Origin of the sequence: Rhodocista pekingensis, from assembly GCF_042665545.1 — a bacterium.
Taxonomy (GTDB): domain Bacteria; phylum Pseudomonadota; class Alphaproteobacteria; order Azospirillales; family Azospirillaceae; genus Rhodocista; species Rhodocista pekingensis.
This window is the reverse complement of the sequence record NZ_JBHTCM010000017.1, coordinates 14,956-37,910: the sequence shown is the minus strand read 5'-3', so window position 1 is coordinate 37,910 and position 22,955 is coordinate 14,956. Positions and strand designations below refer to the sequence as shown.

The following is a 22,955-nucleotide window of genomic DNA, read 5'->3' as shown; positions in this document are numbered from 1 at the left end:
GTGGAAGCGCGGCAACGCGCGAAGCCGAGCCCTACTAATCGCTCGTCTGGCTTGATCCTCCTTTGCCATGCGCGACGGCAAGTCCGTGCGCCGGCAGGCATCTCCCTCAAGGTCACGAACCCTCTCTTCTGAAAAGCCCCCGCGGGTTCTCCCGCGGGGGCTTTTCCGTCTGCGCGTCCGGCCGCGGCTGTCAGTACCGGTCGTCGGTGGGCGGGCTCTGCATGTAGAGCGCGACCAGCCGCGCCAGATCCGCCAGCGCCGAGAGGTGCGTCCGCTCATAGCCGTGCGAGGCGTCCACGCCGAAGCAGAGCAGGGCGGTGCGGATGTCGTTGCCGGCCTCGATGGCGGCGGCGCTGTCGCAGCGGTAGTAGCGGAAGATGTCCCGCTGGTGCGGGATGCCGAACTCCCGGCAGAGCCCGATCAGCGAGCGCGTCAGCCGCATGTCGAAAGGCCCGGTCATGTCCGCCATGGCGATGGTGACGCCGAACTCCGAGGAGTTCTGGCCGGGCGCCGGCGTGCCGTTGTCGATGGTCACCATCTCGGCCACGTCCTGGTGCAGCCCGGTCGAGGCCCCCGACCCGACCTCCTCGCTGATCGTCACCAGCAGGTGGCAGTCCACCGGCAGCTCCACGCCCGCGTCCAGGACCGCCTTCGCGGCCGCCAGCAGCGTCGCCACCCCGGCCTTGTCGTCCAGGTGGCGGGAGACGATGTAGCCGCTGGCCGTCACCTCCGGCTGCGGGTCGATGGCCACTGCGTCACCGACATGGATGCCCAGCGCCATCAGGTCGGCCGCGCTGGCGCAACGCTCGTCCAGGCGGAGTTCCACGTACCGCCAGCCGACCGGCTGGGTGTCCACCTCCTCGTTGAAGGTGTGGCCGGAGGATTTGAGCGGCAGGATGGTGCCCCGGATGCGGCCCGTCTCGGTCATCAGAGTGCAGCGCGCCCCTTCCGCGAAACGGGCCGACCAGTGGCCGATCGGCACCAGCTCCAGCCGGCCGTTCTCCTGCAACCGCTTCACCTGCGCGCCCAGCGTATCGACATGCGCCACCACCGCCCGGTCCGGCGAATAGCGCCGGCCGGGCAGGTTGGCGCGGATGGCGCCCCGCCGGGTCAGTTCGTAGCTGATGCCCAGCCGTGTCAGCTCGGTCCGCAGGAACTGCACGGCCTCGTCGGTGAAGCCGGCCGGACTGGGGATCGCCAGCAGGCGCAGCAGCAGGTCGCGCAGATAGTCCGTGTCGATCGGCAGGTCCCTCATGCCGCCATCCCGCCGCCGGGGGGCGGGCGTGTCGCCGGGAACAGCAGGTCGATGAACCGCTCCGCCGTCGGCTGCGGCTCGTGGTTGGCGAGCCCCGGCCGTTCGTTCGCCTCGATCACGACATAGTCGGGCCGGTCCGGCGCCGTCACCAGGAAGTCGAAGCCGACCACCGGGATGTCCAGCGCCCGGGCGCCGGCCACCGCCCTCTCCGCCAGATGCGGGTGCAGCCTGGCCGTGACATCGTGCAGGGTGCCGCCGGTGTGCAGGTTCGCGGTCTTGCGCACCGGCAGGACGCGGCCCTCCGGCAGCACGTCGTCCAGGCCCAGCCCGGCGGCGGCGACGCAGCGCTCCGTCTCCGCGTCCAGCGGGATGCGGCTTTCGCCGCCCGTCGCCGCGGCCCGCCGGCGGCTCTGCGCCTCGATCAGCGCCCGGATGCTGTGGCGGCCGTTGCCCACCACCTCCGCCGGGCAGCGCAGCGCGGCCGCCACCACCTCGAAGCCGATGACGACGATGCGCAGGTCCTGCCCCTCGACGAATTCCTCCAGCAGCACGGTCGCGTCCTGCCGGCGGGCCTCCTCCACGGCGCGGACCATGGTCGCGGCGTCGCGCACGTCCACGGTGATGCCGCGGCCCTGTTCGCCACGCGCCGGCTTCACGACGATGCGGCCGTGCCGGGTCAGGAAGGCCGCGTCCGCCCCGGCATCGCCGGCCACCTGCTGCGCCGGCACCGACAGGCCCGCCCGGGCCAGGACGCGCCGGGTCACCGCCTTGTCGTCGCAGCGGCTCATGGCGACGGCGCTGGTCAGCTCGCTCAGGGATTCGCGGCAGACGATGCTGCGCCCCCCGGCGGTCAGGCAGACATAGCCCGCCTCGGCATCCACCACCTCGACCCCGATCCCGCGGCGGCGCGCCTCGCGCACGATGATCCCGGCATAGGGGTTCAGCCGGTCCTCGCCGTCGCAGGCGGGACCGATGAACAGCGGCTCGTTGATCGGGCTGCGCGTCTTCACGGCAAAGGCCGGGATGCGGCGGAACCCCAGCTTCTCATAGAGAGCGATGGCATGCTCGTTGTCGTGCAGGACGGACAGATCCATGAAGGACCGGCCGCGGTCCCGGAAGCGCGCGGCCAGCCCGCGCACCAGCCCCTCGCCGATGCCGGGCAGCGGGGCCTGGGGATCGACCGCCAGACACCAGAGGGAACTGCCGTTCTCCGGATCGCCGAAGGCACCCCGGTGATCCACGCCGGTGACGCAGCCGAGCACCTGTCCGGTCGCGTCGTCCAGCGCCACCAGATGCAGCAGGGCACTCCCGTCCCCGGATCCCTGGCGGTTCCGCGCTGCCAGCAGGAAGTCCGGCGACGGTGCCACCATGCCGCGGCTGGCGTGGATGCGGCTGACGGCCTCGGCCTCGGCGGGGGTCTCCAGCGGGCGGAGGGTGCAGCCGGGCGGCCGTCGCTCCTCCGGCATGCCGGGACCGAGATCCAGCCGGAAGGTGTGTGAAGGGTCGAGGAACAGCTCCTGCGGCGCCAGCGCCAGCGCCACATGCGGGTCCTGGAGATAGAGCGCGATGTCGCGCTTGCCCGGCTCCTCCGCGCGCAGGCAGCGGACCAGCCGGTCCAGGTCGGTGAAGGTCTGGGCGAAGACCAGCCGCCCCCAGCCGCAGTCGATCCAGGCCTCGGCGCAGGCGGCCTCCGGCGCCGTCGCGTCCGGCGGCGCTTCGTCCCCGGCCGGGCCGGCGGCGGAACGGGCGGGAGCGGGCGACAGCGACGGGGGCGAGGGGGACGGGACATCGGTCCCGGGCATCCGCAGGACACTCATAGGCCATGCTCCTGGAACCAGAATTCCAGCAGGGCGACCTGCCAGAGCTTCGATCCGCGCAAGGGCGTGAGATGGGCTTCGGGGTCGGCCAGCAGGCGCTCGACATGGGCCGGGTTGAACAGGCCGCGCCGCCGCGCCCGCTCCCCCGTCGCCAGATCGCGCACCCGCTCCAGGAAGGGGCCGCGCAGGTACTTCAGGGCCGGCACGGGGAAATAGCCCTTCGGCCGGTCGATCACCTCGGCCGGCACGACCCGCCGCGCCGCCTCCTTCAGCACATGCTTGCCACCGCCGGCCAGCTTCAGCTCGGCCGGGATGCGGGCGGCCAGCTCCACCAGCTCGTGGTCCAGGAAGGGGACGCGCGCCTCCAGCCCGGCCGCCATGGTCATGTTGTCCACCCGCTTCACCGGGTCGTCCACCAGCATCACCGTGGTGTCCAGGCGCAGCGCCTTGTCCACGGGACGGTCGGCGCCGGGGCGGGCGAACTGGGCGGCGACGAAGGCGCGGGCCTCGTCCTCCGCGGACAGCAGGCCGGGGGACAGGATGTCGGCCATCTCCGCCCGGTCGCGGTCGAAGAAGACGCGGGCATAATCGTCCACCGCGTCGCGGCTCTCCAGCAGCGGCGGATACCAGTGATAACCGCCGAACACCTCGTCCGCTCCCTGGCCGGACTGCACCACCTTCACATGGCGGGCGACCTCGCGGGACAGCAGGAAGAAGCCGATGCAGTCGTGGCTGACCATCGGCTCGGCCATGGCGCGGACGCAGTCGGCCAGAGCGGGCAGGGCCTGGGCGCTGTCCACGAACAGGCGGGTGTGGTCGGTGCCGAAGCGGCGGGCCACGATGTCGGAATACTGGAACTCGTCGCCGGCCTCGCCGCCGACGCTCTCGAACCCGATGGAGAAGGTCTTGAGCCCGGTCTGGCCCTGTTCGGCCAGCAGCGCGGTGATGAGGGAGCTGTCCAGCCCGCCGGAGAGCAGCACGCCCACCGGCACGTCCGCCACCGTCCGGCGGCGCACCGCCGTGCGCAGGGCCTCCAGCACCGCCTCCTGCCAGTCGGTCGCGCTGCGCCGGGCATCCCCGTCGCGTGGGCCGAATGTCAGGGACCAGTACGGCGTCTCCCGCCGGGTGCCGTCGGGCTCCAGCGTCAGCAGGGTGGCCTGCGGCAGCTTGCGCACACCCTTCAGGATGGTGCGCGGTGCGGGCACGACGGCATGGAAGCTCATGTAGTGCTGCAACGCCACCGGATCGACGGCGGTGTCGATCCCGCCGCCCGCCAGCAGGGCCGGCAGGGTGGAGGCGAAGCGGAAGGCTCCCTCCACCTCCGCCCAGTAGAGCGGTTTGATGCCCAGCCGGTCGCGTCCCAGGACGGCGCGGCCGCTGTCGCGCTCCACGATGGCGAAGGCGAACATGCCGTGCAGCCGCTCGACGAAGCGGTCGCCCCAGGCATGATAGGCCTTCACCAGGACCTCGGTGTCGCCCCTGGAGAAGAAGCGGTATCCCTTCGCCTCCAGCTCGGCGCGCAGATCGGCATGGTTGTAGATGCAGCCGTTGAAGACGATGGCGAGCCCCAGTTCGGGATCGACCATCGGCTGCTGCGACGCCTCGGACAGATCGATGATCTTCAGGCGCCGGTGCCCCAGGGCGGCGCGCCCCTGCACATGAAGACCGTGGCCGTCCGGCCCCCGGTCCGTCATCCGGCCGCTCATCGCGGCAACGGCTGTCACGTTCGGCGGCCCCGCATCGGCGCCCCGGATCTCCCCACTTATTCCACACATCGGCGGTCTCGGTCCCCGGCCGGTTCCAGAAAACGGGCCACGGCGGCGCCCTTGACGGCACCATGGCCTGGCTCGTGGCGCGGAACGGCCTCCGGCCGGTTCAGGCGGGGGATCTCGACTCTACGGCCCGACCCTCCGGCCGGCCGGAGGCGGCGCCGCGCCGGGGAGGAAACAGCCGACAGTCGGATCTGTGCCCTTATGGGGCATAATGATAGGCAGAAACGATCATCTGGATAGTGACAATCGATTTCATCATTGATCCTGGTCCCGCTAGGGTGATGGCCTGGATCACCGCCAGAGGGATGGAAACCATGTCACCGCGCAAGCAGGTCCGTGAGCTGATCGACCGACTGGAAAACGCCGGCATCCGACTCGAGGTGACCGGCGGGCGCCTTCTCATCCATGGCGACGCTCCGCCGGCCCTGCTGATGCGGGTGCAGCGTCACCGCCGGGCCTTGCTGGCTGCGGCGCAGAGGACCTGACCGATGGATACTCTTGCTTTTCCGCGGGAATGCCCAATCTCTGAACGGTCCTCGGATAGAATCAGGACCATGGCCGATCTCCGCCCCCACCCCACCGCCGCCGACACCCGGCACCGCCCGCCCGGACATATGACCGTGCCGGCCCGCCGCATCGGCGTCCTGCTGCTGAACCTCGGCACGCCGGAGGGCACCGACTACTGGTCGATGCGACGCTATCTCAAGGAATTCCTGTCCGATCCCCGGGTCATCGAGATCCCGAAGCTGATCTGGCAACCGCTGCTCCAGACCCTGGTTCTGACCACCCGCCCGCAGAAGAGCGGCAAGGCCTACGCCTCGATCTGGAACCGTGAGCGCAACGAATCCCCGCTGAAGACCATCACCCGTGATCAGGCCGATGGCCTGCGCGCCGCCATCCAGGCGCAGTACGGGGAGACGGTGGTGGTGGACTGGGCCATGCGCTACGGACAGCCGGCCATCCAGCCGGCGGTGCAGCGGCTGAAGGACGCAGGCTGCGACCGTATCCTGCTGTTCCCGCTCTATCCCCAGTACAGCGCGACGACGACGGCGACCGCCTGCGACCAGGCTTTCCGCCAGCTCATGTCCATGCGCTGGCAGCCGGCGATCCGCACGGTTCCCAGCTACCATGACGATCCCGCCTACATCGACGCGCTGGCGCGCTCGGTGGAGCGGCATCTGGCCGAGCTGCCCTGGGTGCCGGACATGCTGCTGGTCTCCTTCCACGGCCTGCCCGAGCGCAATCTGGAACTGGGCGACCCGTACTACTGCTTCTGCCTGAAGACGGCGCGGCTGCTCCGGGAACGGCTGGGCTGGCCGGAGACGCGGGTGCGCCACAGCTTCCAGTCCCGCTTCGGCCGGACCGAGTGGCTGAAGCCCTACACCGACGCCACGGTGACGGCGCTGGCGGAGGAGGGGGTGAAGCGGCTGGCCGTGATCGCCCCCGGCTTCGCGTCCGACTGCGTCGAGACGCTGGAGGAGCTGGACGGCGAGAACCGGGAGCTGTTCCTGGAGCATGGGGGGGAGGCCTTCTCCTTCGTTCCGTGCCTGAACGCCCATCCGGACCATATCGAGATGCTGAAGGGCATCGTGGAGCGCGAGCTGTCCGGCTGGCTGCCCGCGGCCCGTCAGGCGGCCCACCATCCGGTGGTCCATCCGGTGCCCGCCCAGGCCCTGCCGCGGCCCTTGCGCGCCGCTCACGGCTGACACCCGTCCCCGACCTTCCGATCCGGCCGACGCCCTTCCCCTCGCGGGGGAGGGCGTTGTGCTGTGTGCCACACGCAGAGCGGCGGGGCCGGTTCCCAGACGACCTGCCCGGCGCTCTCCTCTCGGGGGCTGGTCAGCCTGGTCCCGTGGGGGGCGAAGGCGCCTCCCGCGGACACGCCCCCTCGCATCCCGTCGGGAACCTCCTTGACGACCATCGCTCCCTGGATCGCCCCCGCCCTGCTGCCGCTGCGGCAGGCACCGTCAGGGCGGGTGAGACGGGGCGGGAAGGGAGCAGCGCCGGTCCGGCCGCGGTGCCAGGGCGCCGGCCCGGTCCCGGGTGCTGCAAAAGCGAAAGGGGACCGGCGCTGCTGCCGGTCCCCCGTCTCTCAACCGATGCCTGATACTGACCAATGCCTGACGATGAACTCTTTATCGGGCGGCCTCTGGTGGGCCGTTTCCTCCCCTGCTGGTGACGGGGCGGATCACTCCGCCGCCATCGGGGCCGTGCTGCGGCCGAGGGCGCGGCGGACGCCGGCGCCGTAGGCGGGATCGACCCGGTCGAACTGGCCGAGCTGGCGCTCGACGATGAAGTCCGGAACGCCCGCCATGGCGGCGGCGATGTTCCTGAACAGCCGCTCCTTCTGCTCGGGTGTGAACAGGCGGAACAGGGCGGCGGGCTGGGTGTAGTCGTCGTTGCCCTCGCGGTGGCTCCAGCGGTCGGCGTCGCCCGCGAGGCGCAGCGGCGGCTCCGCCACCGACGGGTCCTGGGCCGGGCCGTTGAAGCTGTTCGGCTCGTAGAAGGCGTCGGGGTTGCCCGGATCGTTGCGGAAGAACCGCATCGCGCCGTCCTTGTGGTAGTGGTGGACGGGGCAGCGCGGCGCATTCACCGGCAGCGCCTCGTAATGCGTGCCCAGCCGGTAGCGGTGCGCGTCGGCGTAGGAGAAGATGCGGGCCTGGAGCATCCGGTCGGGGCTGAAGCCGATGCCGGGCACGATGTTCGACGGGCTGAAGGCCGCCTGCTCGATCTCCGCGAAGTAGTTCTCCGCGTTGCGGTTCAGCTCCATCACCCCGACCTCGATCAGCGGATAGTCGGCGTGCGGCCAGACCTTGGTGAGATCGAACGGGTTATAGGGCGTCTTCTCCGCGTCCATCTCCGGCATGACCTGCACGAACAGCGTCCAGCGCGGGAAGTCGCCGCCGGCGATGGCGCCGAACAGGTCCTCCTGGTAGGTTTCGCGGCTTCTGCCGATCACCTCGGCCGATTCCTCGTTGGTGAGGAAGCGGTGGCCCTGCCGGGTCTTGAAGTGGAACTTCACCCAGAACCGTTCGCCGTCCGCGTTCCAGAAGCTGTAGGTGTGGCTGCCATAGCCGTTCATGAAGCGCGGGCTGGGCGGCAGGCCACGGTCGCTGAACAGGATGGTGAGCTGGTGCAGGCTCTCCGGGCTCAGCGACCAGAAATCCCACATCGCCGTCGGACTGCGCAGGTTGGTCTGCGGGTGCCGCTTCTGGGTGTGGATGAAGTCCGGGAACTTCAGCGGGTCGCGGACGAAGAAGACCGGCGTGTTGTTGCCCACCAGGTCCCAGTTGCCCTCCTCGGTGTAGAACTTGAGGGCGAAGCCGCGCACGTCGCGCTCGGCGTCCGCGGCCCCCTGCTCACCGGCGACGGTGGAGAAGCGGGCCAGCATCGGCGTGGTCTTGCCCACCGTGTCGAAGATGCGGGCGCGGGTGTAGCGGCTGATGTCGTGGGTCACCGTGAAGGTGCCGAAGGCGCCCCAGCCCTTGGCATGCACCACGCGCTCGGGGATGCGCTCGCGGTTCTGGTGCGCCAGCTTCTCGATGAGCTGCCAGTCCTGCATCAGGACCGGGCCGCGCGGACCGGCGGTCAGGCTGTTCTGATTGTCGGCGACGGGGGCGCCGGCGGTCGTTGTCAGCCGCGTCGTGCTCATGGCCGTTCTCCCTGTGGTTCTGCGGTTGCGCCTGTGGCGAAATGGAGTGTGGCGTTGTGGCGTGTGGCGTTGGAGAAAGGCTAAGCGAGCACGGGTCGGCAGAGAAATCGATTGTTGGGATGGTTGCGATAGCCCCCGCCTATCGAATATCCTGTCGATCCGCGGGTAACGGTGGGACGGACCGGGTTTCGTGAATCTGCGTGATCTCCGTTATGTCGTGGCGATCGCCGAGCATCGCCATTTCGGCCGGGCCTCGGAGGCCTGCCATGTCAGCCAGCCGACGCTGAGCGGCCAGCTCCGCAAGCTGGAGGACCGGCTGGGCGCGCCCTTGTTCGAGCGCACCAGCAAATGGGTGGTCCCGACCGCCCTGGGCCAGCAGGTGGTGCGCCATGCGCGCGCCGCCCTGGAGCAGGCGGACGCGATCGAGGCGCTGGCCCGCGCCGCCCGCGATCCCCTTGCGGGGCCGCTGCGGCTGGGCGTGATCCCGACCCTGTCGCCCTATCTGATGCCGCTGGTGCTGCCGGAGCTGCGCCAGCGCCACCCGGGCCTGACCCTGGTCCTGTGGGAGGACCTGACCGCCAATCTGGTCGAGCGGCTGCGCCGGCACGAGCTGGACGCCGCCCTGATCGCCACGGAGACCAATGGCGAGGACCTGATCGGCGTGGACCTGTTCGTGGAGCCTTTCCTGGCGGCCGTGCCGACGGGGCATCCGCTGGCGTCGCGCGACTGGGTGTCGGAGGACGACCTGCAACGGGCCGACATGCTGGTGCTGGCGGACGGCCACTGCCTGCGCGAACAGGCGCTGGGCGTCTGCGGGGCGCCACCGCCGGGCGGCGACGATCTGCGCGCTGCCAGCCTGGACACGCTGGTCAGCATGGTGTCCGCCGGCTACGGCTGCACCCTGGTCCCGGCCCTGGCGGCACCGGGGCTGGAGCGCCGCGGGCTGGTGCTGCGGCCGGTGGATTCCTTCGGCGCCTGCCGCACCGTGCGGCTGGTCTGGCGGCCGACCTTCCCGCGGCAGAAGGCCCTGGACGCGCTGGCGGAGCTGGTGCGCGGCGTGGTGCCGGCGGACCTTGCGGACGGCAGCCCCGAGGACTGCGTCGGCAGTCCCGCCCTGGCCCGCGACTGACGGGCGGGCGGGCGGCTGGTCCGACTCCCTTCCGGTGGGGTTATGATGCCTGTGTCCCCCCGTTGCCGCCCGTGCCGACCATGCCCCTGCTTCCCGTGATGCCCACCTCGGGCCGCCTGATCGACCTCGCCCGCCGCGAGATCGTGCTGCTGGCCGCCGTGCTGATCGCGGCGGCGACGCTGCTGCTGTTCCTGGAGGTGGCGGAGTCCGTGCAGGAGGGGGAGACCCACGCCATCGACCGCGCCCTGATGCTGGCCCTGCGCGACCCCGCCGACCCGGCGGTGCCGCTGGGCCCGTCCTGGCTGCACGAGGTCGGGCGCGACATCACCGCCCTGGGCGGCAACGCGGTCCTGACGCTGGTGACGGCCGGATCGGCCCTGTACCTGCTGCTGGTGCGCAAGCGGGCGGCGGCGGTGCTGCTGCTGGTCTCGGTGCTCGGGGGCATGCTGCTCAGCACCTCCCTGAAGCTGGGCTTCGACCGGCCGCGGCCCGACCTCGTGCCGCACGGGATGGAGGTCTTCACCGCCAGCTTCCCCAGCGGGCATGCCCTGCTGTCCGCCGTCACCTATCTGACGCTGGGGACGCTGCTGGCCCGGTTGCAGCCGCGCCGGCGGCTGAAGGCCTTCTTCCTGGGCGTCGCCGTCCTGATCGCGGGCATGGTCGGCGTCAGCCGGGTCTATCTGGGCGTCCACTGGCCCAGCGACGTGCTTGCCGGCTGGTGCATCGGAGCGGCCTGGGCCATGCTCTGCTGGATCGTGGCGCTGCTGCTCCAGCGGCGCGGCGCGGTCGAGCCGACGCCCGCCCCCCTGCCCGACGACAGCCCCTGACGCTGGCGCCAAGGCCCGAGTCGCTGCCTCCTCCCCGACGGCATCGCTGCCCGGGACAGCCCGGCGCCGGTGCGGCGGAAATGACGCGGCGGCCGGGATTCGGCAGGGGCGGGAGTGTCGCCGCCGCTTGCCGGGCTGCGCCGGTGCCCCCACTTCGCCATCATGTACTGCGCACGATCATGCATGCGGTCAGGCCGGAGGGCGGAACAGTTCTGCTTCCTTAACCATCCCCCGGCAACATGGTGTCGTGCAGACACGGGAGGCTGGTCCGGTGCCGGAAACGGAAGACCCAGGAGAGCCACGCCGTCCCCGCGGGGGGACCGGACCGGTCGGGACGCGCCATCCGCGGTGCGCCCTGCGGTGCCCATCCGAATTCCGGACCCCGGTAGTCCGCCGGGCAGGCTGCACCGTTTTATCCAGGAGACCGCGAACCTCCCGGGGTTGCCGTCGTTGTCCAGACAGAGGGACGAGACGTGCCGCGCCTGGACCGGCCAGCACCCGGACGTCCCGGCGTTCGCTCTGGCCCGGCCGATGCAAGGCAGGAGCCGCGACGTCCGCAGGACGGCCCCCGACGGATACCTCCGCGACACGCCCGCCTAGAGGAGAGTGCCCATGAGCCCGGCCGAAGACCTGTTCAGGAGCTATTCCCAGACCTACGAGACCAGACGCGACGTCGAGATGTCGCTCATTGAATATCTCGAAGGATGCCGCGACGATCCGATGATGTTCGCCACCGCCGCCGAACGCATACTGGAGGCGATCGGCGAGCCCGAAGTGGTCGATACGTCGCGTGATGCGCGCATGGCGCGTATCTTCATGAACCGCACGATCAAGATCTATCCGGCCTTCTCCGAATTCTACGGCATGGAGGAGACGATCGAGCGCATCGTCGGCTTCTTCCGCCATGCCGCCCAGGGGCTGGAGGAGCGCAAGCAGATCCTCTACCTGCTCGGCCCCGTCGGCGGCGGCAAGTCCTCCATGGCGGAGCGGCTGAAGGCGCTGATGGAGGAATGCCCGATCTATGTGCTGAAGGCCGGCGATCAGGTCAGCCCCGTCTTCGAAAGCCCCCTGGGACTGTTCGACCCGGCGCAGATGGGGGCGGTGCTGGAGGAACGCTACGGCATCCCGCGCCGTCGCCTGACCGGGCTGATGAGCCCCTGGGCGATCAAGCGGCTGGACGAGTTCGACGGCGACATCCGGCGGTTCCGCGTCGTCAAGCTGCGCCCGTCGCGGCTGCGCCAGATCGCGGTGTCGAAGACCGAACCGGGGGACGAGAACAACCAGGACATCTCCTCCCTGGTCGGCAAGGTCGATATCCGGAAGCTGGAGCTGTACCCGCAGAACGATCCCGACGCCTACAGCTACTCCGGCGGCCTGAACCGGGCGAACCAGGGCATCCTGGAGTTCGTCGAGATGTTCAAGGCGCCGATCAAGATGCTGCACCCGCTGCTGACGGCGACGCAGGAAGGCAACTACATCGGCACCGAGAACATCGGGGCGTTGCCCTATCAGGGCATCATCATGGCGCACTCGAACGAGGCCGAGTGGCAGAGCTTCAAGAACAACAAGAACAACGAGGCCTTCATCGACCGCATCTGCGTCATCAAGGTCCCGTACTGCCTGCGGGTGACGGAGGAGCAGCGCATCTATGAGAAGCTGATCCGCGGCTCCGAGCTGGCGGCGGCGCCCTGCGCCCCGGCCACGCTGGAGATGCTGGCCCGCTTCACCGTGCTGTCCCGCCTGCGTGAGCACGAGAACTCCAACCTGTTCTCGAAGATGCGCATCTATGACGGCGAGAGCCTGAAGGAGACCGACCCCAAGGCGAAGACCTTGCAGGAATACAAGGACGCCGCCGGCGTGGACGAGGGCATGACGGGCGTCTCCACCCGCTTCGCCTTCAAGGTCCTGGCCTCCACCTTCAACTACGACAACAACGAGGTCGCGGCCGATCCGGTGCATCTCATGTACGTGCTGGAGCAGGCCATCCGGCGCGAGCAGTTCCCGGACGAGACCGAGAAGCGCTATGTGGAGTTCATCAAGGCGGAGCTGGCGCCGCGCTATGCCGAGTTCATCGGCAACGAGATCCAGAAGGCCTATCTGGAATCCTACCACGACTATGGCCAGAACCTGTTCGACCGCTATGTCGATTACGCCGACGCCTGGATCGAGGATCAGGATTTCAAGGACCCCGACACGGGCCAGCTCCTGAACCGCGACCTGCTGAACCAGGAGCTGACGAAGATCGAGAAGCCGGCCGGCATCGCCAACCCGAAGGACTTCCGCAACGAGGTCGTGAAGTTCGTCCTGCGCGCCCGTGCCGCCAACGGCGGCCGCAACCCGCCCTGGACCAGCTACGAGAAGCTGCGCGACGTCATCGAGAAGCGGATGTTCAGCCAGGTCGAGGAGCTGCTGCCGGTGATCAGCTTCGGCAGCAAGAAGGACAGCGACACCGAGAAGAAGCACACGGAGTTCCTGTCCCGGATGACCCGCCGGGGCTACACGGAGCGCCAGGTGCGCCGTCTGGTGGAATGGTACATGCGCGTGAAGCAGGCAGGCTGACGACGGCCGGCGGCGGCACGCTTACCCGAAACCTTGGGGGCGACCCACGTGATGAACATCATCGACCGGCGGCTGAACCCGAAGGGCAAGAGCCTGGCCAACCGCCAGCGCTTTCTCCGCCGTGCCAAGGCCCAGGTCATGCGCGCGGTGCGGGATGCCTCGGGCAAGCGCCGCATCCGGGACATCGACACGGGCGGCGACGTGACCATCGCCCCGGACGGGGTCAAGGAGCCGACCTTCCACCGCGCCTCGTCGGGCGGCATCCGCGACGTGGTGGTGCCGGGCAACAAGGACTTCATCGAGGGCGACCGGATTCCCCGGCCGCCCTCCGGCGGCGGGCGGGGCGGGCGCGAGGGCAGCCCCGACGGGGAGGGCGAGGACGAGTTCCGCTTCGTCCTGAGCCGCGAGGAATTCATCGACATGTTCCTGGAGGACCTGGAACTGCCCGATCTGGCCAAGCGCAAGCTGGCCACCATCGAGGACTATTCCTGGAGCCGGGCGGGCTATTCGGTCACCGGCTCGCCGGCGAACCTCAACCTCGTGCGCACCATGCGCAACAGCCTGTCGCGCCGGATCGCCCTGAAGCGGCCGAAGGCGGACGAGGTGCAGCGCCTGCGCGAGGAGATCGACGCGCTGGAACGCGCGGACAGCCACGATGCCGAGGCCCTGTCCACGCTGCGCGCGGAGCTGGAGCTGCTGCTCCGGCGCAGCCAGCGCATCCCCTACATCGACCCGATCGACGTCCGCTACAACCGCTTCCAGGCGACGCCGAAGCCGGTGGCGCAGGCGGTGATGTTCTGCCTGATGGACGTCTCCGGCTCCATGACGGAGCACATGAAGGACCTGGCCAAGCGCTTCTTCATGCTGCTCTACCTGTTCCTGACCCGCCGCTACAAGAATGTGGAGGTGGTCTTCATCCGCCATACCCACCGGGCGCAGGAGGTGGACGAGGACACCTTCTTCTACAGCACGGAGACGGGCGGCACCGTCGTCTCCACCGCGCTGGAGGAGATGCTGCGGGTGATGCGCGAGCGCTATCCGCCGGACGACTGGAACATCTACGCCGCGCAGGCGTCGGACGGCGACAACACCAGCTACGACAATGCGCGCACCCTGCATCTCCTGTCCGAGGAGATCCTGCCGCTCTGCCAGTACTACGCCTATATCGAGGTCGGCTCCGATCCCGAGATGGTGCCGGTGAGCTTCAGCTCCTCCGGACGTGAGTCCGACCTCTGGCAGACCTACAAGGGCCTGCAACAGTCCGGCGGCCCCTTCGCCATGAAGCGGGTGCGCCACCGGCGCGAGATCTACCCCGTCTTCCGCGAATTGTTCGCCCGCGACCAGGCCGCCACGGGAGTGTCCGCATGACCACCACCGACATGGCCGTCCGCCCGCTGTACGACGGCGCCGACTGGGACTTCGACCGGCTGCGCACCGTCTTCGCCGCCATCGAGGAGGTGGGGCTGAAGGATCTGGGGCTCGACGTCTACCCGAACCAGATCGAGGTCATCACCTCCGAGCAGATGCTGGATGCCTATTCCTCCATCGGCATGCCGCTGCTCTACCGGCACTGGTCCTTCGGCAAGCACTTCGCCCGCGACGAGGTGCTGTACCGCAAGGGCCTGCGCGGTCTGGCCTATGAGATCGTCATCAACTCCAACCCCTGCATCAGCTACATCATGGAAGAGAACACCATGACGATGCAGGCGCTGGTCATCGCGCACGCCGCGTTCGGCCACAACCATTTCTTCAAGAACAACTATCTGTTCAAGCAGTGGACGGATGCCGACGGCATCCTGGATTATCTCAGCTTCGCCAAGGAGTATGTCTCCCGCTGCGAGGAACGCTACGGCCTGACGGCGGTGGAGCGGGTGCTGGACGCCGCGCACGCCCTGATGAACCACGGCGTCCACCGCTATCCGCGCCGCCGCGCGCTGGACCTCCGGCTGGAGGAGAAGCGCCAGAAGGAGCGGCGCGAGCACGAGGAGCGGATGTTCAACGACCTCTGGCGGACGGTGCCCGCCAAGGCCGACACCTTCAGCCCCTTCAGCGACCGCGACCGGCGCCGCGCCCTGCTCGGCCTGCCGGAGGAGAACATCCTCTATTTCCTGGAGAAGCGGGCGCCGCGGCTGCAATCCTGGCAGCGGGAGCTGCTCCGCATCGTCCGGCATCTGTCGCAGTATTTCTATCCGCAGCGCCAGACCAAGGTGATGAACGAGGGCTGCGCCACCTACTGCCACTACCGCATCCTGGGCCTGATGCATGAGCGCGGCCTGATCACGGACGGCGCCTGGCTGGAGGCTCTGCACTCCCACACCAACGTGATCTTCCAGCCCGAGTACGACGACCCGCGCTATGGCGGCATCAATCCCTATGCGCTGGGTTTCGCCATGATGCAGGACATCGAGCGCATCGCCACCGCACCCACGGCCGAGGACCGCGAGTGGTTCCCGGATTTCGCCGGCCATGGCGACGCCATGGCGGTGCTGCGCGACGCCTGGGCCAACTTCCGCGACGAGAGCTTCGTGCTCCAGTACCTCAGCCCCGCCCTGATCCGGAAGCTGAAGCTGTTCCATGTCCAGGATAACGCCCGCGAACCGACCATGATGGTGGAGGCGATCCACAACGAGCGGGGCTACCGGGAAATCCGCAAGTCCCTGGCCCGGCAGTACGACATCGCCTGGGCGGAGGCGGATCTCCAGATCGTGGACGTGGACCTGTCCGGCGACCGAAAGCTGCTGCTGGAGCACCGGGCGATGAACCAGGTCGTGCTGGACGAGGACGATGCCCGCGCCGTCCTCCAGCACCTCGCCGACCTCTGGGGCTACGAAGTGGTGCTGGAGGAGATCGACAGCGCCAGCGGGGCGCGGCTGAAGAAGCACACGGTCGGCCCCCGCACCATCATCGGGCAGGCGACGGTCGGGGCCTGAGGCTCCCCGCTCAGCCCTTCGCCGCGGCCTTCATGAAGAAGGCCTGGAAGGCGGCGACGGCTTCCGGGGAGCGCAGCAGCTCGCCGAAGATGCGCCCTTCCGTCGCCATGGTCGCCAGCACGGCCTCGCGGTCGTGCCCGCGCATCAGCGCCTTGGTCCGGCGCAGGGCGCCGGGCGGCTTCGCGGCCAGGGCCGCGGCCTTGGCGCGGGCGGTCGCCAGCAGGTCCGCCGACGGGACCACGGCGTTGACCAGCCCGACCGCCGCCGCCTGCTCACCGCTCAGCGGCTCGCCCAGCATCAGCATCTGCGCCGCCCGCTGATGGCCGATCAGCTTGGGCAGCAAGAGACTGCTGCCCGCCTCCGGCACCAGCCCCAGGTCGATGAAGGGCAGGTGCAGCCGGGCGTCCGGCGTGGCGTAGACCAGATCGCAGTGCAGCAGCATCGTCGTGCCGACGCCCACGGCCGGACCCTCCACCGCCGCCACGATCGGCACGGCGCAGGTGGCGATGGCCTGGAGGAAGCGGGACACCGCGCTGTCCTCTGCGATCGGCGGGTTGTTCAGGAAGTCCTTCAGGTCGTTGCCGCCGGTGAAGGCGCCGCCGGCGCCGGCGATCAGCACCACCCGCACGCCGTCGGCGCGGTCGGCGTCGGCCAGGGCTGCGGCCAGCGTCTCGTAAATCTCCACGGTCAGCGCGTTGCGCTTGTCCGGGCGGTTCAGGGTGATGCTGCGGATGCCGTCGGCATCCTCGACAAGCACATGCCCGGTGGTGGACGGCACGGTGGTCATTCGGCGTTTCCTCCCTTGCTTCGCGCAGAGGAGGCCGCAGGGCCGGCGGGGGCGTCAAGCCCGTTCCGTGCCATCCGGCGGCTGCCGGGCCGGGCGATCCGCCCTGCGGTGCGGACGGGAACGGGGAGGGAGCGAAAAGAGACGGGCGGCCGGTTGCCCGGCCGCCCGCGAGGTTGCGGCTCCTGCTCCTTGACCTCGGCAGCCCCTGACCTCGGTGGCCCCTGCTTCAGCGGATGCCCGCTCGGCGCAGCGAGTCGGGCGAGAAGTCCGCCTTGGTGAACCGCTTGTCCAGCGAGAAGACCTGATCCTCATTGTCCAGGCCGAAGGCCCAGTAACGGCCGGACTGGAGATCGTAGCTGGTGACCACGGTCTGCCAGAAGGTCGGGACCTCGTAGTAGTTGATCGCGTGCATCTCCCCGACCCGCCACAGCTCGCCGCGGCCGTCATAGTGATCGGCCACCATGATCTGCCAGCTGTCCTCGTCGATGTAGAAAACGCGGCGGGCATAGATGTGGCTGGTCCCCTGGCGCAGCTTGCCCTCGACCACATGCACCCGGTGCAGCTCGTAGCGGGCCAGATCCTGATCGATGTGGCGCGGCTTGATCAGGTCCGCGTACTTCACGTCCGCGCTGTGCATCTTGTAGGAGTTGTAGGGGATGTACATCTCCTTGGTGCCCAGGAAGGTCCACTCGTAGCGGTCGGGGGCGCCGTTGAACATGTCGAGCTGGTCGGAGGTGCGCAGCCCGTCCGACGCCGTGCCGGGATTGTCGTAGGCGACGTTCGGGGCGCGGCGGACGCGGCGTTGGCCGGGATTGTAGGTCCAGGCCGAGCGCGGTTCCGCCACCTGGTTGATGGTGTCGTGGACCAGCAGCATCTCCCCCGCCAGCCGCGCGGGAGAGAGGATCTCCTCCAGGAAGTAGATGGAGGTGTTGCCGTCCGGACCGTTCTCGGAGGCATAGACGAAATCAACCGCCTGCTTGACCTTGATCAGGGTGTAGGCGCCGTCCGCCTGCGGGTTGGCGACGCCGATGACCCCTTCGCCGGCCACGCCACGCCAGCGCAGCAGGTGGTTCCAGACCATCTCGATGCCCGTCTCCGCCAGCGGGAACGGGATGCCGATCTTGGCGCCGGTCACCCCGTTGCCGCCGTCCGCCAGCTTGGCCCGGGTGGCGTTCGCCTTCGTCTCGTCATAGACGAACTGCGGCGCCGAGGTGGTCCGGCGCGACGGATAGACGGGCAGCCTGTAGGTATCCGGATAGGCCCGGAGCATGGCCTTCAGCCCCTCCGGCAGCTTGTCCGCATACTGGTCCATGTTCTGCGCCGTGATGGTGAACAGGACCTTGTCGTCGGGGAAGGGGTCAGGGTGGTGCGTCCCCTTCACGTAGGTCGGCGGCGGCGCGGTGATGCCGCCGGTCCATTCCGGGATGCTGCCGTCGGCATTGCCGGCCCGCACGGCCCCGAAGGGCGTGAGGGTCTTGCCGAGATCGTCAGCGCTCTTGGACCAGGCGGGGAAGGCAAGGCATAGGGCAACGACACCGCCCAGCAGGGCGGTCTTGGCACGGGTCATTGATTCCTCCCTGTTCACCGCGGCTCTTGAGGCCGCGCATCATTGGATCATCGGACACGTCGCCCGCGAAGTCATCCCTATCTTTGTGCTTTGCCTGTCCACCCTGCGGGGCCGGCGCGGGTTTTCGCGGGGCTGTCCACCCAGCGGCGACCCGCGCCGACCCGGTCCGTTCACGACTTCGGCTGGCGCTGGTGGCCCTGGCCCTGCTCGCGGGGGTTGGGAGGGGTGCCGGCCAGATCGTTCCGGGACTCCGGATGCGCGCCGCCTCCCTTGGGCGGCTGCCCGTGCGCCTCGTTCTTGACCTGGTTGTAGACGGGATGGTCCTTGCTGGACATGGCTGTCCTCCTGTTCCGCTCCGGCCCGCAAGGCCGGGGATGGGCCAACCGGGGGCAGGGCGCATGGTTCCGTCCCCGCTCTCCCACCTGCGTGACCTTGCCGCCGACCGGCTGTTGTTCCCGCACCATCCGGCACCCGGAAGCGACAGGAACCCTCCCCCATGAGCGAAGAGAGAGTGAACAGCACCGGCGGAACGCCGAAGCCCGGCCGCCCGGCCGGCGACGACAGGCGCCGCCCCGCGGATACCCCTGCCAGTGGCGGCGAGGCCGTCGGCGACGCGGCGCTGACCGAGAAGTCGGGGCAGGACCCCGACGTGGACCGGTCGAAGACGCCCGGCCGCGACTACGACGTCTAGGCGCCGGCCGATGCCCGGCGGCAGCCTCGACGCCCTCGTCATCGGCGGCGGTCCGGCCGGGCTGACCGCCGCCATCTATCTGGCCCGCTACCGACGCAACTTCCTGGTCGTCGATGCCGCCAACGCCCGCTGCGCCTGGATCCCGCGCAGCCACAACCACCCCGGCTTTCCCGACGGGATCAACGGGGTGGAGCTGATCCAGCGCATGCGCAGCCAGGCCGAACGCTACGGCGCCATCGTCCAGCGCGGCCGCATCGTCCGGCTGGACCGGACGGCCGACGGCTTCGTGGCGGAGGAAGCGGACGGCGACGTCTGGCGGGCGCCGCTGGTGCTGCTGGCCACCGGCGTCATCGACATCGACCCCGGCCTGCCCGACCAGTACGACAGCGTGCGCAAGGGGCTGGTGCGCTACTGCCCGATCTGCGACGGCTACGAGGTGACGGGAGAGCGGGTCGCCGTCATCGGCAGCGGCGAGCATGCCGTCTGCGAGGCCGAGTTCATCCGGCCCTATGCCGGCACGCTGACCGTGCTGACCCTGGGCGGGCGCCTCACCGCCGGGCAGCGCGACCGGCTGGCTGCCGCCGGGATCGGGCTGGAGGAGGGAAGACCCCTGCGGGTGAGCGCAGAGGCCGGCCGGGTGGAGGCGTTCCATTACCCGGGCGGCCGCTGCCTGGATTTCGACAGTGTCTATTCCGCCATGGGCATAGCCCCCCGCAACGATCTGGCGCGCGGGCTCGGCGCCGATCTGGCGGAGGACGGTCGGGTGCGGGCCGATCCGCATCAGGAGACCAGCATCCCCGGCCTGTTCGCCGCGGGGGACATCGCCCCCGGCCTGAACCAGATCACCATCGCCCAGGCCCAGGGGGCCATCGCGGCCACCGCCATGCACAACCGTCTGCGCAGGCGGTAGCCGGTGCGGGCCCGTTCAGGCGGCGGCCCCGTTCATGCGGCGGGCCGGCGTGGCGACCGCAGGGCCGCGGCGCCGCTGACGGCAGGGGGCAGGTGCAGAATGACGCAAGGACCGCCCCGACCTGTCTCCCCCAGCTCCATCCGCCCCTGCAAGGGACCGGTGACGACGGCGTGGACGATCTGGAGATCGAGCAGGCTGCCGGCATCCCCGTCGAAGCCCCCTGGCGCCAGCGCCTCCGGGGCCGCCTCCGGGGCCGGCATGGCGAAAAGGGGCTCGAAGAAGTGGGCGCGACCTTGCTGCGACGGGCTGTCATCCAACGGGCTACCGTCCAACGGGCCACCGTCCAGCGGGCCATCGTCGGACACGATGATGCTGGCGCCGCCATCGGGCGCCGGGGTGACGGTCACGCTCAGGCCCGGCCCGTCCTTGCCCCTGTCCGCCCCTGGGCCCCTGTCCGTTCCGGGGCCCCTGTCCGCCCTGGGAAAGACGCGGTCTACCGCGTTCTGCACCAGATTGGCCACGGCCTGGGCCAGCAGCCCGGGGCAGGTGGTGATCCGCACTCCCTCCGGCCCGGAGAGACGGACCGCCAGGCCGGCAGGACGCAGCAGCGGTTCGGCGGTCGCCAGCACCTCGCGCAGATAGTCCGTCAGGTCGATCTCCCGTGCCGCATCGCTGCCACGGTCGGCGGCCACATGGTGGAAGGCGTCCAGCAGGCCGATGACGCGCCGGGCGGTGCCGGCCATCATGCGGCTGCTCTCCTCCACCGTGTCCAGGAACTCCCGCAGCACCGGCCGCGGCACCGGACCCGCCCCCGCCCGGGTGCGCAGGCGCCCCACCTCCTCTGTGACGAAGCCGGCGAGCCCGGCCACGGTGCCGACCGGGGCCGCCACCTCGCGCGCCATGCCGGCGACGAGCTGGCCGAGCGAAGCCAGCCGTTCCTGCTGCATCAGCCGGCCGCGGGCATCGCGCAGATCCGCCACCGCGGCGTCGAGCGAGCGGTAGGCTTCGGCGTTGGCCAGGGCGATGGCGCCGTAGGCGCCGAGCGTGCGGATGATCTGAAGCTCGCGCGGGCCGTAGGCTTCCGGCCGGTCGGACTGGACCGACAGCACACCCATCACCCGGTCGCCCACGGCCAGGGGCCGGAACAGCATGGTCAGCATCGCCCGGGTGCCGGGGATGTGGCTGGCTTCCTCGACCCCCCGGCCGCGTTTCAGCAGGACCTCCCGGTTCTCCCGCACCGACAGCACGGAATAGGAGATGGAATCGTCCAGCGCCAGCGTGCTGGGTGGAAGCCGCCGCCCGTCCTCGATCCGGAAGCGCATCTCCAGCCGCTGGCGCGTGGGGTCGATCAGCCCGATCAGCATGGCCGGGGCGTGCAGCAGCTCGTTCATGTGCCGGTGCAGCGCCTCGAACACCGCCTCGGTGTCCAGGCTGGCGGTGATGGCCTGACCGATCCGGCCCAGCAGCTCCAGCGTCGTGTTCGTCTCGTCCAGCATGGCCGCACGCGCCGTCTCCGCCTGCGCCAGGGCCTTGAGGTGCTCGGCCTCCTCGCGGGCGCGCTGCGTCTCGAAGCGGAGCTGGGCCGCCAGCAGTCGGTCGTTCGTCTCCTGGTTGTAGATTTCCTGGAAGGACTGGCGCGCCCGCCGCTCATAATGCAATGCCCGGGTCAGGTCGCCGCGCTGCTCATGGTCCGCGGACAGCTCTGCCAGGATCTCCGCGGGCACCGTATAGCCTTCCAGCGTTTCGCCGATGGCGATGGCGCACTCCAGATGCGCGGTCGCCTGGCTGGCGGGGTCGGGCACCGCAGGGCCGGGCGGCAGGCGCCGGAAGATGTCGGCCATCACCCGCAGCACCGCGATCTCCTGGTAGCGGTTGTCGTTCTGCCGCGCCCTGTCGAGCGCTGTCCGCGCCGGCACCAGCGCCTCGGCCGGACGGTCCAGCCGGGCCAGCGCCTCGGCCGTGCCGCGCACGGCGTTCAGCTCCACGTCCGGGTGGCCCAGCTTCACCGCCGTGTCGCGCGCCGTCTCGAACCAGTCCAGCGCCTCCTGGTGCCGGCCGCAGGCAAGATGCAGGTTGCCCAGGGCGATCCCGGTGATGACATAGCGCCGGCTGCGCGCCAACGGTTCCAGATACTCCAGGGCCCGGTCGAACAGGGCACGGGCGCGGTCGTGCTGACCCAGCGCCACCGTCGTCTCCGCCAGCGAGCCCAGGGTGGAGCCCATCAGTTCCGGCCAGCCGGTATCCAGGGCGAGGCCGTGGGCCTTCTCCTTCCACTCGATGGCACTGGCATAGTCGTGCAGGTTGGCGAAGGCGGCGCCGATCACATTCATGGTGTTGACCGCCAGCCAGAGATGGCCGACCTCCGTCGCCGCCTCCACGACGCGCTGCCAGTGCCGGATGGCGCCGACGAAATCGCTGCGCTGGAAGCACTGGCCGCCCTCGAAATTGGCGATCTGTGCCAGCACGGCGGGATGGCGCACATCGTCGGGGCGGTGCAGGTGGTTCCACCAGCGCTGATGCGCCTGCGCCGCGTTGGCATAGGTCTCCAGCCGCGCCGTCCAGGCCTCGACACAGCGCAGCCGCACCGGGTCGCGCGCTGCCCGGAAGAAGCCCTGGGCCCGCGCCAGATGATGGTCCTGGCCGATCCGGTCGCCCTTGAAGGTGCAGAGATCGGCCATGAAGGTCTCGGTATCCCCCTGTCCCGTGGGATCGGAGATGGCGGCGAAGCCGTCGCGGGCCTCCCGCACCGCGGTCTCGGCATCCTCCAGCCGGGCCAGCAGCCGGTAGGTCTCGGCCGTCGTCAGGCAGAGCCGGCTGGTCATCCGCAGCCGCTCGATCGGCGGCACGTCGGAGCTCAACGCCAGACGGTGCTGGGTCTCCGCCGCCAGCGCCAGCGCCCGCCGCGTGTCCCGCTGGCGCAGATACCAGGACAGGGCGACGCCGGCCCGCAACCCCTCCAGCCCGGACTGTTCCTGCCGGAGCCGGGCCTCCAGGTGCGAAACCTGATCGGGAAGACCGAACGGGTCGAGCATGGCACTCCAGTCGGGCGGACACTCAGG

At 69.9% G+C, this 22,955-nt stretch carries 17 protein-coding genes; 9 read left to right on the top strand and 8 right to left on the bottom strand.

All coding sequences use genetic code 11. The annotated features are described in order from the left end of the window. Nucleotides 1-190 precede the first annotated feature (190 nt). Genes ACFQPS_RS15455 through ACFQPS_RS15445 form a run of 3 tightly spaced genes read right to left on the bottom strand, consistent with a single transcriptional unit; the run spans nt 191 to nt 4,847 of the window. The gene (locus ACFQPS_RS15455; RefSeq protein WP_377360118.1) at nt 191-1,255 is read right to left on the bottom strand and encodes an osmoprotectant NAGGN system M42 family peptidase; all 1,065 of its coding nucleotides are present in this window, start codon (nt 1,253-1,255) and stop codon (nt 191-193) included. Beyond that, nucleotides 1,252-3,057, bottom strand: coding sequence for an N-acetylglutaminylglutamine synthetase (ngg, locus tag ACFQPS_RS15450; RefSeq protein ID WP_377360117.1), 1,806 nt, complete (start codon nt 3,055-3,057; stop codon nt 1,252-1,254). The genes ACFQPS_RS15455 and ngg overlap by 4 nt, the downstream gene beginning before the upstream one ends. 11 nt (nt 3,058-3,068) lie before the next feature. Continuing rightward, nucleotides 3,069-4,847: an N-acetylglutaminylglutamine amidotransferase gene (locus ACFQPS_RS15445; RefSeq protein ID WP_377360116.1), complete on the bottom strand. Its 1,779-nt coding sequence runs from the start codon at nt 4,845-4,847 to the stop codon at nt 3,069-3,071. A 311-nt stretch (nt 4,848-5,158) separates the two neighbouring features. Between ACFQPS_RS15445 and ACFQPS_RS15440 the strand changes: the two genes are divergently transcribed. Both ACFQPS_RS15440 and hemH read left to right on the top strand, forming a co-directional pair. Then, entirely contained in the window at nt 5,159-5,329 is a 171-nt protein-coding gene (locus ACFQPS_RS15440; protein WP_377360115.1) for a hypothetical protein, read from the top strand. A 69-nt stretch (nt 5,330-5,398) separates the two neighbouring features. Beyond that, entirely contained in the window at nt 5,399-6,550 is a 1,152-nt protein-coding gene (gene hemH, locus ACFQPS_RS15435) for a ferrochelatase (RefSeq protein WP_377360114.1), read from the top strand. Nucleotides 6,551-7,032: 482 nt separating this feature from the next. On the opposite strand, the gene ACFQPS_RS15430 is transcribed toward hemH, so the two are convergent. After that, entirely contained in the window at nt 7,033-8,496 is a 1,464-nt protein-coding gene (locus tag ACFQPS_RS15430) for a catalase (protein ID WP_377360113.1), read from the bottom strand. Between the two features lie 190 nt (nt 8,497-8,686). Here ACFQPS_RS15430 and ACFQPS_RS15425 point away from each other — a divergent pair, with 190 nt between their 5' ends. The 5 genes from ACFQPS_RS15425 to ACFQPS_RS15405 all read left to right on the top strand — a co-directional run bounded on the left by ACFQPS_RS15425 (nt 8,687) and on the right by ACFQPS_RS15405 (nt 15,941). Next, complete coding sequence (locus ACFQPS_RS15425; protein ID WP_377360112.1) at nt 8,687-9,625, top strand: LysR substrate-binding domain-containing protein; 939 nt, start codon at nt 8,687-8,689, stop codon at nt 9,623-9,625. Between the two features lie 80 nt (nt 9,626-9,705). Then, nucleotides 9,706-10,452 carry a phosphatase PAP2 family protein gene (locus tag ACFQPS_RS15420; RefSeq protein WP_377360111.1) on the top strand — a complete coding sequence of 249 codons (747 nt, stop codon included), beginning with the start codon at nt 9,706-9,708 and terminating at the stop codon, nt 10,450-10,452. Nucleotides 10,453-11,064: 612 nt separating this feature from the next. Beyond that, entirely contained in the window at nt 11,065-13,011 is a 1,947-nt protein-coding gene (locus ACFQPS_RS15415; protein ID WP_377360110.1) for a PrkA family serine protein kinase, read from the top strand. Nucleotides 13,012-13,062: 51 nt separating this feature from the next. Further along, on the top strand, nt 13,063-14,379 hold the full coding sequence (locus ACFQPS_RS15410; protein WP_377360109.1) for a YeaH/YhbH family protein: 1,317 nt from the start codon (nt 13,063-13,065) through the stop codon (nt 14,377-14,379). After that, nucleotides 14,376-15,941, top strand: a complete 1,566-nt coding sequence (locus tag ACFQPS_RS15405; protein WP_377360108.1) for a SpoVR family protein — start codon at nt 14,376-14,378, stop codon at nt 15,939-15,941. The genes ACFQPS_RS15410 and ACFQPS_RS15405 overlap by 4 nt, the downstream gene beginning before the upstream one ends. A gap of 10 nt (nt 15,942-15,951) precedes the next feature. Here ACFQPS_RS15405 and ACFQPS_RS15400 read toward each other — a convergent pair whose 3' ends face one another. The 3 genes from ACFQPS_RS15400 to ACFQPS_RS15390 form a co-directional block, all read right to left on the bottom strand. Beyond that, a complete protein-coding gene (locus ACFQPS_RS15400) occupies nt 15,952-16,728 on the bottom strand; it encodes an enoyl-CoA hydratase-related protein (RefSeq protein ID WP_377360107.1) in 777 nt (258 codons plus the stop codon). A 226-nt stretch (nt 16,729-16,954) separates the two neighbouring features. Then, the gene (locus tag ACFQPS_RS15395; protein WP_377360106.1) at nt 16,955-18,295 is read right to left on the bottom strand and encodes a DUF1329 domain-containing protein; all 1,341 of its coding nucleotides are present in this window, start codon (nt 18,293-18,295) and stop codon (nt 16,955-16,957) included. Between the two features lie 170 nt (nt 18,296-18,465). Continuing rightward, complete coding sequence (locus ACFQPS_RS15390; RefSeq protein WP_377360105.1) at nt 18,466-18,630, bottom strand: hypothetical protein; 165 nt, start codon at nt 18,628-18,630, stop codon at nt 18,466-18,468. A gap of 161 nt (nt 18,631-18,791) precedes the next feature. Between ACFQPS_RS15390 and ACFQPS_RS15385 the strand changes: the two genes are divergently transcribed. Further along, entirely contained in the window at nt 18,792-18,986 is a 195-nt protein-coding gene (locus ACFQPS_RS15385) for a hypothetical protein (protein WP_377360104.1), read from the top strand. Between the two features lie 10 nt (nt 18,987-18,996). Further along, nucleotides 18,997-19,896: an NAD(P)/FAD-dependent oxidoreductase gene (locus ACFQPS_RS15380; RefSeq protein ID WP_377360103.1), complete on the top strand. Its 900-nt coding sequence runs from the start codon at nt 18,997-18,999 to the stop codon at nt 19,894-19,896. 32 nt (nt 19,897-19,928) lie between these two features. Here the strand turns inward: ACFQPS_RS15380 and ACFQPS_RS15375 are convergent, their stop codons facing one another. After that, the gene (locus ACFQPS_RS15375; protein WP_377360102.1) at nt 19,929-22,928 is read right to left on the bottom strand and encodes a tetratricopeptide repeat protein; all 3,000 of its coding nucleotides are present in this window, start codon (nt 22,926-22,928) and stop codon (nt 19,929-19,931) included. Nucleotides 22,929-22,955: the final 27 nt, after the last annotated feature.

Coding starts and splice junctions, on each gene's coding strand:
- ACFQPS_RS15455 (WP_377360118.1), bottom strand. CDS start 1,255: ATGAGGGACCTGCCGATCGACACGGACTATCTGCGCGACCTGCTGCTG.
- ngg (WP_377360117.1), bottom strand. CDS start 3,057: ATGCCCGGGACCGATGTCCCGTCCCCCTCGCCCCCGTCGCTGTCGCCC.
- ACFQPS_RS15445 (WP_377360116.1), bottom strand. CDS start 4,847: ATGTGTGGAATAAGTGGGGAGATCCGGGGCGCCGATGCGGGGCCGCCG.
- ACFQPS_RS15440 (WP_377360115.1), top strand. CDS start 5,159: ATGTCACCGCGCAAGCAGGTCCGTGAGCTGATCGACCGACTGGAAAAC.
- hemH (WP_377360114.1), top strand. CDS start 5,399: ATGGCCGATCTCCGCCCCCACCCCACCGCCGCCGACACCCGGCACCGC.
- ACFQPS_RS15430 (WP_377360113.1), bottom strand. CDS start 8,496: ATGAGCACGACGCGGCTGACAACGACCGCCGGCGCCCCCGTCGCCGAC.
- ACFQPS_RS15420 (WP_377360111.1), top strand. CDS start 9,706: ATGCCCCTGCTTCCCGTGATGCCCACCTCGGGCCGCCTGATCGACCTC.
- ACFQPS_RS15415 (WP_377360110.1), top strand. CDS start 11,065: ATGAGCCCGGCCGAAGACCTGTTCAGGAGCTATTCCCAGACCTACGAG.
- ACFQPS_RS15410 (WP_377360109.1), top strand. CDS start 13,063: ATGAACATCATCGACCGGCGGCTGAACCCGAAGGGCAAGAGCCTGGCC.
- ACFQPS_RS15405 (WP_377360108.1), top strand. CDS start 14,376: ATGACCACCACCGACATGGCCGTCCGCCCGCTGTACGACGGCGCCGAC.
- ACFQPS_RS15400 (WP_377360107.1), bottom strand. CDS start 16,728: ATGACCACCGTGCCGTCCACCACCGGGCATGTGCTTGTCGAGGATGCC.
- ACFQPS_RS15395 (WP_377360106.1), bottom strand. CDS start 18,295: ATGACCCGTGCCAAGACCGCCCTGCTGGGCGGTGTCGTTGCCCTATGC.
- ACFQPS_RS15390 (WP_377360105.1), bottom strand. CDS start 18,630: ATGTCCAGCAAGGACCATCCCGTCTACAACCAGGTCAAGAACGAGGCG.
- ACFQPS_RS15385 (WP_377360104.1), top strand. CDS start 18,792: ATGAGCGAAGAGAGAGTGAACAGCACCGGCGGAACGCCGAAGCCCGGC.
- ACFQPS_RS15380 (WP_377360103.1), top strand. CDS start 18,997: ATGCCCGGCGGCAGCCTCGACGCCCTCGTCATCGGCGGCGGTCCGGCC.
- ACFQPS_RS15375 (WP_377360102.1), bottom strand. CDS start 22,928: ATGCTCGACCCGTTCGGTCTTCCCGATCAGGTTTCGCACCTGGAGGCC.